Here is a 12,975-nt window from a genome sequence, read left to right on the forward strand (position 1 = left end):
TATTTACTATAAAATCCTGGGTGCTATACTACGAGACAAGCTATTAGAGACCTATTGCTAACAAACTAAAGTAGGTCTTGATAAATGATTGGAGGAATATGTATGTTTAAAAAACCTAATTTATTGGTACAGATACTCATAGTTGCCATTTTAGGTATCGTCGTTGGGTACTTTTTCCCAGGCATCAGTAGTCATTTTGGTATGCTGGGAGATCTCTTTATGAACCTCATCCAAATGCTCGTCGTGCCACTCGTTTTTCCATTAATTGTCTTATCAGTGGTAGAAATCGGTGGTGGGAATCAACTAGGGAAGGTCATCTTTAAGGCAATTGGCTACTTTTTCCTCGTAACCACCTTTTTGATCGGCTTGACCTTGGTATTTGGTAGACTAGTGAATGTTGGGGGTGATGTAGCACTTGGTGAAATCTCTACCGAATCACTTGATGGTATTGCGACTGGGATTAACTTACAAGATTTCATCTTGAGTATTATTCCAAGCAATATCTTTCAAACTTTAGCTGATGGTAGCTTATTGCCAATCATTTTCTTTGCTATTTTCCTCGGTATAGGCCTAATCGCAATTGGTGATGATGCAAAGCCAGTTATCTCTTTCTTTAATTCTTGGAAAACGGCCATCTTCAAAATGGTTGACTATGCCATTCAATTTGCTCCAATCGGGGTTTTCGGATTCCTAGCCTATGACGTTGCAACTTATGGAGTTTCAGGTATTTCTTCTGTATTCAGTTTCCTATTCTGGCTATACGTCGCATACCTAACAGTCGCCTTAGTAATCTATCCCATCATTGCGTACAGTTTTGGCGTATCCTATATTTCATTGTTTAAATCCATTTCTGACTTGAGCTTTATCGCCTTTATTACAGGCGGTTCAAGTGTTGTATTACCTTCACTTATCGAACGTTTAGAAGAAAATAAAGTCCCAAAAGTGATCTCATCTGGCGTAACGTGCCTAGGCTACACACTAAATCTAGGTGGTGCAGCTATCTATGTATCTTTGTCTATTTCCTTTATAATGAACATATTTGATGCTTCATTAACAATTTCTGATTTTGTCGTTTTAGTAGTATTTCTTACTTTTATTACCAAAACAATCGCTACAGTACCATCAGGGGCCATTGTCGTGCTTCTTGCCACCGCAAACCAATTAGGCTTACCATCTGAAGCAGTTGCTTTACTGGTATCCATTGATTTCTTCGCAAATGCAGGTAGAACAGCCTTAAATGTGGTTGGAAATGCTTTAGCAGCGACTATTATTGCCAAAACAGAAGGCGCAAAATTGCCAGTATTCACTAAAATTAAAAAGAAAGAAGGCGCAACAATTTGACCGACAAGAAAGTATATATCATCCACGAAAACGATGATTGGACAAAACATTTAATTGAACGACTAGACCAACTGTCTATTCCTTATGACACTTGGTTTCTAGACACAGGGCTAGTAGACATTCAAGATACACCACCAGCAGGCATTTTCTATAACCGGATTTCTGCTTCGTCACACACAAGAGACCACCGCTATGCACCTGAATTAACTAGCCAAGTTTTACCATGGTTAGAAAGCCATCAGGCCCTTGTAGTGAACGGTAGTCGCGCAATTGAACTTGAAGTCAGCAAGATTAAGCAGTATTTAGCCTTACAAAAAGCAGGTATCCAAACGCCTAAAACAATTGCTGCAGTTGGTAAGGAAGAAATTATCCAAGCAGCTAAAAAACTCGATACTTTCCCATTTATTATTAAACACAACCGGGCAGGTAAAGGGCTTGGGGTAAACCTATTTGACCGAATTGAAGAGCTAGAAGACTATGTTAATAGTGATTTCTTTGAAGATTCAGTCGATGGAATTAGCTTACTTCAAGCCTACGTTAAGCCAGTAAATGGTAGGGTGTACCGGTCAGAATTTATTGGTGGTAAATTTCATTATGTTGTCAGCATCGATTCTTCAGACGGTTTTGAATTGTGCCCAGCAGATAACTGCCAAATTCCAATTGAAGGGCAGGTCCAATCTACACCAGATAAATTCCAAATCGTTGACGGGGTATTAAGCAAAGAAGAAATTCATAAGATTGAAAACTTCTTAAAAGCTGAAAACATTCAGGTAGCAGCAGTAGAATTTATTGTAACGGCAGACGGACAGAAGTGGGCTTACGACGTTAACACCAATACAAATTACAATGCAGACGCAGAAGAAGTTGCACAAGAATTTGGCATGTTAGCACTAGCTAAATATCTCGGTGACTTATTAGCGAAAATATAAACAAAGAGTATAGCAAATGAATTTATTTTCTATGTCCGCTAATTACCCTTAGCGGACATAGGAGGGGATTTAAAATAGCAAACAAATACCCTAGCTTTTCATAAAGAGCAATTCCATCATATATTCAATTTTTTCAGTAATAGCCCCCACCTTTATGATTAAGAGAGGGGGCTTTTGTGATTACTAATTAGGGATTGTGCAAATTGTTATCTTTGCCTTTATCTTCTAAATCTTTGAGAATTCTTGATTGGTCAATAAGATCTTCAATCAACTGACTAGAAGTATTCAAGTCTTCATTTAAATCTTGGGCGTAGATTTCGGTCGTTCGAACACTAGAATGTCGTAGCATTTTTTGCGTTTCCCGTAAGTTACCGCCGTTAATTAAACTTAAGGTTGCAGCGGTATGCCTCAGTGAATGTGGCGTAATTTTAGATGAATGAATCCCAACAGCTTCATAAGCACTCGCGATCACTCTAGAAATTGACCGAGCTGACATACGACCACTTTTATTGCGATTACCGTGTGAAGCAAATAAAGGCGCTAAGTCGGTGTTAATCATGATACCTTGGTCTTCACGGAAGCGTGTATAATCTCGCACAACTTCCTTGGTTTTACGGGGAATTATGACGAATTCATCTTTTTCACGGCGACCTTTACCTTGTACATAGATTACAGTGTTCAAACCGCGGCGTTGCACGTCTTCAAAATTGGCTCTACTGAGTTCAATGGTCCTTAACCCAGTAGTGACAGCAAGTAATATAAGTGCATAATTACGTTTACCAATTAGTGTATCAGTTGTTGATTTAAGGTAATCTAGCAACTTTTCAACGTCCTCAATATCCAGTGCATCCTTAGCGTGTCCGTGTGGTACAGGGATATTATTATTGGCTTTAGCAACGATATTTTCATATAGATTTTCCCGTTCTAACCATTTAAAGAACTGGTTGAGCATGTTGCGGTATGACTTAATGGTCCGATCTTTGTAGCGAAACTGGTCCAGTGCACGACGTTGCTCCTCAGAGACCTCATCATAATCTATATCATTGATTAAGATGTAGGTCTTACTTGGATGATTGATTAAATCGTCAAAATAGCGTTCAATGTCATGATAAGTTGGATGTATAATAGCTTGTTTTTCCAGATAAATAAAGAATGGTTTGATGTTCTTCAAATAGCTTTCCTTAGTGCTGGATTGCTTCTGTGATAGATAGTCGGCGTATAGTTCGTAGAAAGATTCCTTATCAAAGTAATTGTCCATATATAAAACTCCTTCAAATACTAAAAATAATTATACCAAACATACGTTCTAAATCATAGATTGATAGTATGAAATAAATGAAGAAGCTGACTGGATTTGCTGATATTTATAATAATAAGTCGATGAATCAAATAATTGTAGAAAGTTAGCGCTATAAAGTATAGTAATTGAAGTGAATAGCAAAACAATAAAATCATACTTTGTAAGATAGCTTATGATAAATCTAAAACAGTCTATGAGCATTAATACATATAAACTAAGCCAAAATGCATTAGAAACCGTCTGTATAGTCATGAGTATCTTTATATATATCTGTCTATGTCTATTAGTTTACATAACATATATTATTTAAAGCGATATGCATTTTAAATACCTAATCTCTATGTCCAATTTATGATGCCCTCTACCTATCATTCGTTGACAATATTTTGTATTAGCCTCTTTTAATCTCTAGTGATATGATGGTATTAAACTAAAAAAGTTAGGAAGAATTTTTTATGACAGACCCTTTATCTTATACTGAAACGACTATAGATACTATAGAAACTGACCAAGTAATCATCCGTCCTGCTGAACTTGCTGATGCAGCTCAGTTAACTGCTATCTACAATTATTACATTCAAAATACTACTATTTCTTTTAGAATCGCCCTAACTGATGTTTACTTAAAGGAACAACAAATTACTGAACGTATTGGGATCAATCCCTTTCTAGTGGCTGATTATGATGGCCAAGTCATCGGTTTTGCTTACACCTCTGACGCTGATGCCTATGAAGGCTACCGACCTTCTAAAGAGATTTCTATTTATCTAGATGCTCATGTTAAGGCTAAAGGCATTGGTAGTCGCTTATATCAAGCGCTAGAACAAGAAGTCATCGACAATTACCCTGATATCTACAAACTCGTGTCACAAGTCACAGGAACCAACGAATCATCGTTAAAATTCCACAAGAAACATGGCTTTGAACAATTCGGTGTCTGTAAGAACATGGGTTACAAATTCGACCAATGGCTAGATGTTGTCTACCTGGAAAAAGACATTCGCCCTCTTGATTAAAATGTAAAAATAACCAAACAAAAAATCCAGAACGTTTGTTCTGGATTTTTTCTATACTTGAAATTTTATTATAATACCAAGTTATATACTAAGGCTGCAATGATTGCACCAATGATAGGACCTACAATTGGAACCCAAGCGTAGCCCCAGTTTGAACTCCCCTTACCTGAAATTGGTAAGATGGCATGGGCAATACGAGGACCTAAGTCACGAGCTGGGTTGATGGCGTATCCTGTAGGACCACCTAGTGATAGACCTACCGCCCCTACTATGATACCAACAATCATCGGGTTTAAACCGTCTGAAATTTGGTTTGCACCTAAGGCCATAACACCGATCACTAATACTGCAGTGCCGATGATTTCAGTCATTAGGTTCCATACAGGACTTTCAACTTGCGGACCAGTAGCGAAAGTACCTAAGATTGAACCTTCTTCGTTAGTTGCTTCAAATTGCTCGTGGTAAGCTAACCAAACTGTCACAGCTCCTAAAATCGCCCCAATCATTTGACCAGCGATATAAGGCACGACTTCAGCCCAAGCAAATGAACCGTTTACAGCGAAAGCTATAGTAACCGCTGGGTTTAAGTGGGCGTCTGACAAGAAACCAGAGGCATATACACCAATAGTTACAGCTAAAGCCCAACCCATAGTAATAACAATCCATCCACCTTCTTTGGCATTTGATTTACTTAAGTTTACACCAGCATTAACCCCACACCCTAATAAGACCAGTAAAAAAGTACCAATTAATTCACCAATAAATCCATCCATATTAAATCCTCCTGTGTTTTTATAAATAATAATAACATATTATTTATAGAATATTTATACTAAAATATAAATTATTTTAAGTACTGTAATTCAGCCTTAGCAATTTCTTCATCTAGTGCTGTTTTCTGTTGATCCTCAGTGGCTTGATCTAAACCAAAGTAATCGACAATCGTATGGCTAACCGCATCTTTAACTGCAAGCATCTTGTCATGTTGGAACAGCATAAAGGTTGTACGACGAGCGAAGAAGTCTAATGGTGTGTATACCCCTTCTTCCTCTAAGGCATAAATTAAGCTAACAGCAATATCAACTGGATAGTCATATTTAGCTGCATATTCTTTGGCTACTGGTAGGTATGAAATCACACGGTTCATATTTGAACCATACAATTTAGCTAATTTAAGTGATTGTCCATAAGTTAAACCACGAGCTACACCTACATTTGCAAATTTTTCCATAGCCGTTTCATAGCTATTAGGATCGAACTGGCCACCAGATACAGGGTAAGTTGATGATTGTACTAATTCGTAAGATTTACCCGTAATGTCAATAACAGTAGGGATAATTCTTTCCATTGCACCTTTAGCCATTTTCCGGTAGTCAGTAAGTTTACCACCAGCTAGGGTAAATAAACCTGAATCAGAAACAGATAAGTCTGAACCACGAGATACGCTTGATGGGCCACCATCGCCACGTTCAGAAGTATTAGAGCCTAAATCTTGTAACTTATCTTCAACCACGCTACGTTCAACTTTATCTTTGCTGTAGCCATCGAATAAAGACACTAATTCATCAAATGTACGTTCTGATAGTCGACCTGCGTCACCACCATTGTAGTCAGAGGCGTTATTTGAATCAATTAAAGGTCGTAAACCTGCCCATGAAGTTTCGATATCATTGATAGACAAGTTGGCATTCGGGAAGCGGTGGTTGACAACACGTAATAGGTAATCAACGTCTTCTTGAGTCACTGTTGGGTGTTCAAAGTCACCAGAGTAGTCCGTATCAGTAGTACCGAAGTAAGTTTTATTTTCACGAGGTAAAACAAAGACCATACGGCCATCTTGTTCGCCTGTGTCAAAGTAAATTGGTTGCGACACTGTTAATTTTGATTTATCTACGACGAAATGCACACCTTTGGTTGGACGCATCTGTGCAGGCTTCTCATCAGCACCGTCTAATTGGCGAATTGTATCTGACCAAGGACCAGTTGTATTAATTACTACATGAGATTTAACAGTAAATGTTTCTCCTGAAAGTAAATCTTCAACTTTAACAGCCACAATTTTGTTATTTTCATATTCGAAACCAACAACTTTTGCGTGGCTTAATAAATCTGCACCATCATCGTTTGCTTGTTTGATATTTTCAATAACTAAGCGTGAGTCATTGTTGTTGAAATCTAGGTATTTACCACCACCGATTAAACCTTCAGCCATTAAGCCTGGTTGACGACTTAAAACTTCATCTTTAGACAACATTTCGTTGGCGTATTGAGAATCTTTTACACCAGCTAGTGAGTCATAGATATCCATAGCGATTTGCAAGCGTAATGGATTGAAAGTTACTTTTGGTTCGTCATATAAAGGCATTAACATTGGATCTGGTTGTGGGATATGTGGTGCAATATTATGAACAGTTGCACGCTCAGTTACTGTATCTGAAACCACTTCTAGGTCGAAGTTTTTCAAGTAACGGATACCACCGTGTACTAATTTAGTTGAACGGCTTGAAGTCCCTTCAGAGAAGTCTTGCATATCCACTAAGGCCGTTTTTAGGCCAGATGCAGCTGCTTGAATCGCTACACCTGCACCTGTGATACCGCCTCCAATAATGAATAAATCATATTGGTTTTCTTTTAATTGTTCGACTGTTTCTTTTCTATACTTAAATGATAATTTAGGCATTTAAACTATACCTCCTATGTATTAGTCGTTTGCTTCTTCTTTAAAGTATTGTGAGTAAGCACGTGTTGCACGGACTGCGTTAGTCCAACCCGCATATAGGTCTTCTTTATGTGAGTCATTCATCTTAGGTTCGAAAGTTTGTCCTGGTTGGGTAAATGATTTCAATTCATCAATGTCTTTCCAGTAACCAACAGCTAAACCAGCTAGATAAGCAGCACCTAAGGCTGTTGTCTCAAGATTAGCAGCACGAGCAATCTCAATACCAGTAATGTCTGATTGGAACTGCATCAAGTAACCATTCATTGCTGCGCCACCATCAACTTTTAGTAATGGAATATCGATACCAGTATCCTTATTCATTGTATCAGTAATGTCGCGAACTTGGTATGCAATTGATTGTAAAGTTGCTTTGGCGAAGTCAGCTTTTGTTGTCCCGCGTGTGATACCAAATGCTGCACCACGAGCGTCAGAGTCCCAGTATGGCGCACCTAAACCAGTAAAGGCTGGTACTAAGTAAACTTCATCTTCATTTATTGATTGGTTAGCTAAAGCTTCAGTTTCAGCAGCGTTTTCAATTAATTCTAAACCATCTCGAATCCATTGGATAGCTGAACCAGCAACAAATACAGACCCTTCTAAGGCGTAAGTAACCTTGTCACCAATCACGAAACCAACTGTCGTTAATAGGTTATTTTCAGATAATTTTAACTCACTTCCAGCATTCATTACGATAAAGGCACCAGTACCGTAAGTTGATTTTACAGTACCTTCTTCTGTAGCTAATTGACCGAATAAAGCACCTTGTTGGTCCCCTACCATACCAGAAATTGGTACTTCGTAGCCATAGAAGTGGAAGCCAACAGTATGACCGTAAACCTCTGAGTTTGAGCGAATTTCTGGCATAATGGCTTTTGGAATATTTAACATGGCTAACATTTCATCGTCCCACTCAAGTTTCTCAATGTTCATCAACATTGTACGAGAAGCATTTGAGTAGTCAGTAGCATGAACTTCTCCATTAGTTAATTTCCAAAGCAACCAAGTATCGATCGTACCAAATAGCAATTCACCTTTTTCAGCACGCTCTTGGGCACCTTCAACGTGGTCTAAAATCCAGCGAATCTTAGTAGCAGAGAAATAAGCATCAACTACTAAACCAGTATGTTGCTGTATTTTTTCTTTTAAACCTTGGTCAATCAAGTTATCACTGATTGAAGCAGATTGACGTGACTGCCAAACAATTGCGTTATAAATTGGTCTACCAGTATCTTTTTCCCAAACAACTGTAGTTTCACGTTGGTTGGTAATCCCAATACCAGCGATTTGGTCAGGGCGTAAACCACCATCAATAAATGCACCAGCGATTACTGCCTGTACTGAGTTCCAAATTTCAATCGCATTGTGTTCTACCCAACCAGATTTAGGGAAAACTTGCTCAAACTCCTTCTGACTAGAAGCAATAGGTTCAGCTTTATGGTTGTATATCACTGCCCGCGATGAAGTTGTTCCTTGGTCGATCGCCATGATATATTTTTCTTGTTCACTCATTATAATTCCTCCTACTTAATAAAAAATTGCTAAATAAGCGCTTCCATTACAAAGTGAGTATACGCTACGTAAATAAAAAATACTAGAAATTGGTCAATAAAAATACAAATGTGCATTGCAAAATATTGGCGCCAAATACCAAAAGTGTTGATAAACCTATGAAAAAAGGGATGCGCTTACATAGTGTAATCCCCTTTTTTCAATCAGGTTAAAACAAAATTGTATATACAAGTGGTCGTTAGACTTTTCGCCAAGTTGATCTGGATAATAAAATGATCACTGGATAAATTTCTAGACGGCCGATAATCATCCCTACTGACATGACGACTTTTGAAAAATTAGACAGGGACCCATAATCTTGTGACGGCCCTAGTAAATCAAGGGACCCACCGATATTTGAAATAGTGGCGATGGTCGCTGAGAATGCGGATGAAAAGTTCTGTGCATCAAATGACAGAACTACTAGGATTAAAACGAATACGGCTAGATAGGTCATAAGATAGTAAACAATCCCGTAGTGGACATTTTTCTCAATACGTTTGCCGTTATAGGTCATAGGAATCACCCTATTTGGTGCAAGTAAATGCTGGATTTCATGTTTAATAGACCGCAAATAAATTCCTATCCGGATAACTTTTAGACCGGACGCTGTAGACCCTGACATAGCGCCGACAAACATCAACAATAGAATGGTGGTATGGGCAGCTATCGGCCATTCCAAGATATCTACTGTGGTATAAGCAGTAGTTGACATGATGGACACGATATTAAAGAGCACATCGTGTATCATACGGAAGAAGTTGTCGTAATAAGGGATTAAGGCCAAAGAAATAATGGCTAAGGCCCCTAAAATGATATAGATATACCATTTCAACTCTTCGTCTTTAAAGATTTCCCTCCAGCGTCTTTCGTAAGCAAGGTAGAAGAAGTTGAAATTTAAACCAAATGTAAACATGGCGATCATCAAAATCGTCTCAACCACCCTTGAATTGTAATGGGCGATGGAGGCGGGGTAGATATTAAAGCCCCCTGTCCCGGCCGTTCCCATAGAGAGTAGCATAGATTCAAACCATGGTACACCGGCGACCCAAAGTAAGACCGCGAATACGACTGTTAGAAATAGATAAATAAAGTACAAGATATAGATCGATGAAGAGACCCTAGATTCAAGCTTACCTGTCGATGGTCCTGGTAACTCCGCTCGCATGACATATACTCCTTTTGCCCCCATATTTGGGACGACATAAAGGAGGAAAATCAACATCCCCATACCCCCTACCAGTAAGGTAAAGGACCGCCAGAACATCAAGGATTCGGGCAATACATCAAGTGTGTCGACTAGGACGCTGGCACCAGTGGTAGTAAAACCGGATACCGCTTCAAATAAGGCGTCGACGTAGGAATTGACAGCGCCTGACAAATAGAATGGTAAGGCCCCAAAAATGGAAATCAAAAACCAGGATAAGGAGACTAAGACGAAACCTTCTCGGGCAAAGAATACGTCTTTCTCTGGTTGTCTAAAGGACATGACTTTACCGGCAATAAAGGTAATTATCATGGAGACGACAAAGGCTAAAATAACCTTGACTTCGTTTTGGTAGATAACGGCTACTAATAATGATGGCAGCATCAGTAGCGACAAGACCATGAGTAGCCGGCCAATTAAATATTGGATGTAGGACCAATTCATTCGCCATCTCTCCTATTCTTCTTCACCACGATGTCATTAAAGTTCCGAATTTGATCTTCGGTATCGATAACTAGGACATGGTCACCAGGAATAAAGGCGTCGTCCCCACTTGGAATGATCATTTCCTTGTTGCGGACGATTAAACCAATCATCAAACCTGGTCTAAAAGTCATATCTTTGATCGGTGTGGCAAGAATTTTACAATCTGGGCTCAAGACAAATTCTAGGACGGCTGTTTTATTGTCTGATAAACGGGCATAGTTTTGTAATTTGTCGGTTTGACTAGAGGCAATTGAGCTAACATGACGGGTTACCGCGTCTACAATAGCCTTTCTAGGAGATAAAATCACGTCTAGTTTACTATCATCAATCAAGCGGATTAAGCCTGGTCGGTTCACCTTGGTAATGGTTTTGCGAACGCCGGCATTTTTCCCGTATAAAGACACCATCAAGTTCTCTTCGTCTGAGTTGGTTAAAGTCAGCAAGAGGTCAAAATTTTCTACTCGTTGTTCATTTAAGACATACTGGTCAGTTCCATCATCATAGATGACTTCTGTATTAGTAAATTGGTTGGCCAATTCAGAAGCCCGGTTCTTATCTAGCTCGATCAAACGGGTATGAATCCCCCTAGCATGTAGGAGTGGAATCAGATAGTGGTTAATCCGGCTTCCCCCAACGATTAAGGCGGATCTATATCGTTTTACTTTCTTATGGCCAGCAGCAACGAAAAAGTCCTGTAAAGCTTCACGTTTGGCGAAAATCTCCACAAAGTCCCCTGATAACAAGATTGAATTTCCGTCTGGAATAAGGGTCTCCCCGTTACGTTCAACTGCCACCACAATCACTTCTGGAATATTACGACGAATGTCTCGAATATACTGGTTGACGATCCGTGACTTCTCCATAATCCGCACTTTAATAAGGTGCATACGGTTATGGTAAAAAGGCTCCACAAAGGTGGCTGACGGGTAATCGATGACTTGAATAATGTCTTTAGCTGCAACCCTATCCTGGTTAATCAGGTAATCAATGCCAAGATTAGATTGGATAAAACCTTGTTGCGCTGTAAAGGACTGGTTACGCACGCGGACAATTAAAAACTCTGCCCCCAAAGTTTTGGCAATCATGGCAGAAATAATATTGACCTCATCATGAGGAGAAGCCGCAATAAAGACTTGGGCGTTTTGAACATTGGCTTCACGGTGCACTTCAACGTCAACACCGTTACCCACTACCCCCTTGATATCTACCTCATCAATTAAATCATCAATGACCCGCGAATCGTTATCAATTAAGGTCAGGTTGTGACCTTCTTTAATTAACCCATGAAGGATGTCCTCTCCGAGTTTTCCCCCTCCTACAACGACAATATCCATATATCCTCCTAAAACTTGCAATAAAAGTTATAGTAAAAATGCACAAAATGCCCCCTAAACAACTTGTTTGGAAGGCACTTCGCGATTTTACCTAAAAAAATCTTACTTAAAATGTTGCTTCTAATGGTGGTACAACTTGTTTTTTACGTGATACAACGCCTGGTAAAGCAATGTGGTTGTCATTCACTTGACCGCCAAAGGCTTGTTCAGCATGTTGCATAAAGTCTTCAGAACCCACTAACAGACCTTCTGAATCACTTGTTAAAATGTTTGTTACCACTAATAAGAATGCGGTATATTCGTTTTCAGCTACTAAGTCTTTCATTGCTGCAATCACTTCGTCTTTACGTTTCAAGACATCGTCAACATCTACGACATTGATTTGACCAATACGTACTGGTTTGCCGTCCATTTCAAATGATTTAGCGTCGCCATCAGCAATTTCACTTGCAGATTTAGCGTCTACGTTTGTACCTGATTTCAATAAAGCTAAACCGTAAGCTTCAACATCTACGCCAGCGATCTCTGCTAAAGCTAAACCAACTTCTTGATCTTTTTCAGTTGTTGTTGGTGATTTGAATAATAAAGTATCAGAGATGATAGCTGATAGCATTAAACCAGCGATTTCTTTAGGGATTTCGATGCCTTTTTCTTGGAACAATTCGAAAATAATTGTTTGAGAACAACCGTATGGTTTTGCAATGAAAGTTAATGGTGCGGCACTTGTGAAATCACCGATTTTGTGGTGGTCAACAACCGAATGCACTTCAACTTCTGCTAAGTCAGCGACTGATTGTTGCGACTCGTTGTGGTCTACTAAAGCAACTGTATCTGTTTGCGTTCCAATAGATTCAATTACACGTGGTGCCTCTTGACCAAATTCATTCAAGGCATAAGCAGTTTCTTCGTTAACTTGTCCTAAGGCCACTGCTTCCGCTTCAAGTCCTTGTTGGTTTAATAAGTAGGCATATGAGATAGCAGATGTAATGGCATCTGTATCTGGATTTTGGTGTCCAAAAACTAAAATTTTATTCACGTTTATTGCTCCTTTTTAAATTCAATGATATTCACATTTTAACATAGATTAAATCGAAA

General features: G+C 39.0%; 10 protein-coding genes. 3 read left to right on the forward strand and 7 right to left on the reverse strand.

The features are described from left to right. Window positions 1-102 precede the first annotated feature (102 nt). Both ACUW85_RS00420 and ACUW85_RS00425 read left to right on the forward strand, forming a co-directional pair. Window positions 103-1,341 (forward strand): dicarboxylate/amino acid:cation symporter, encoded by a 1,239-nt coding sequence (locus ACUW85_RS00420; protein ID WP_259345323.1) that lies wholly within the window; start codon window positions 103-105, stop codon window positions 1,339-1,341. Beyond that, on the forward strand, window positions 1,338-2,270 hold the full coding sequence (locus tag ACUW85_RS00425; protein WP_182023004.1) for an ATP-grasp domain-containing protein: 933 nt from the start codon (window positions 1,338-1,340) through the stop codon (window positions 2,268-2,270). The genes ACUW85_RS00420 and ACUW85_RS00425 overlap by 4 nt, the downstream gene beginning before the upstream one ends. 187 nt (window positions 2,271-2,457) lie before the next feature. On the opposite strand, the gene ACUW85_RS00430 is transcribed toward ACUW85_RS00425, so the two are convergent. After that, window positions 2,458-3,528 (reverse strand): tyrosine-type recombinase/integrase, encoded by a 1,071-nt coding sequence (locus tag ACUW85_RS00430; protein ID WP_182023003.1) that lies wholly within the window; start codon window positions 3,526-3,528, stop codon window positions 2,458-2,460. A 497-nt stretch (window positions 3,529-4,025) separates the two neighbouring features. On the opposite strand from ACUW85_RS00430, the gene ACUW85_RS00435 reads away from it, so the two are divergent. Beyond that, window positions 4,026-4,586: a GNAT family N-acetyltransferase gene (locus ACUW85_RS00435; protein ID WP_182023002.1), complete on the forward strand. Its 561-nt coding sequence runs from the start codon at window positions 4,026-4,028 to the stop codon at window positions 4,584-4,586. A gap of 68 nt (window positions 4,587-4,654) precedes the next feature. Here the strand turns inward: ACUW85_RS00435 and ACUW85_RS00440 are convergent, their stop codons facing one another. From ACUW85_RS00440 to ACUW85_RS00465, 6 genes are all read right to left on the reverse strand, one after another. Further along, the gene (locus ACUW85_RS00440; protein WP_182023001.1) at window positions 4,655-5,359 is read right to left on the reverse strand and encodes an MIP/aquaporin family protein; all 705 of its coding nucleotides are present in this window, start codon (window positions 5,357-5,359) and stop codon (window positions 4,655-4,657) included. A gap of 71 nt (window positions 5,360-5,430) precedes the next feature. Beyond that, on the reverse strand, window positions 5,431-7,266 hold the full coding sequence (gene glpO / locus ACUW85_RS00445; protein WP_182023000.1) for a type 1 glycerol-3-phosphate oxidase: 1,836 nt from the start codon (window positions 7,264-7,266) through the stop codon (window positions 5,431-5,433). Between the two features lie 21 nt (window positions 7,267-7,287). After that, entirely contained in the window at window positions 7,288-8,814 is a 1,527-nt protein-coding gene (glpK, locus tag ACUW85_RS00450) for a glycerol kinase GlpK (protein WP_182022999.1), read from the reverse strand. 238 nt (window positions 8,815-9,052) lie between these two features. Next, entirely contained in the window at window positions 9,053-10,504 is a 1,452-nt protein-coding gene (locus tag ACUW85_RS00455) for a TrkH family potassium uptake protein (protein WP_048727338.1), read from the reverse strand. Beyond that, window positions 10,501-11,880 (reverse strand): Trk system potassium transporter TrkA, encoded by a 1,380-nt coding sequence (trkA, locus tag ACUW85_RS00460; RefSeq protein WP_182022998.1) that lies wholly within the window; start codon window positions 11,878-11,880, stop codon window positions 10,501-10,503. Before trkA ends, ACUW85_RS00455 begins: the two co-directional genes overlap by 4 nt. A gap of 106 nt (window positions 11,881-11,986) precedes the next feature. Next, complete coding sequence (locus ACUW85_RS00465; RefSeq protein ID WP_149358445.1) at window positions 11,987-12,916, reverse strand: manganese-dependent inorganic pyrophosphatase; 930 nt, start codon at window positions 12,914-12,916, stop codon at window positions 11,987-11,989. Window positions 12,917-12,975 lie beyond the last annotated feature (59 nt).

Source organism: Aerococcus sp. 150760013-2, from assembly GCF_053627715.1.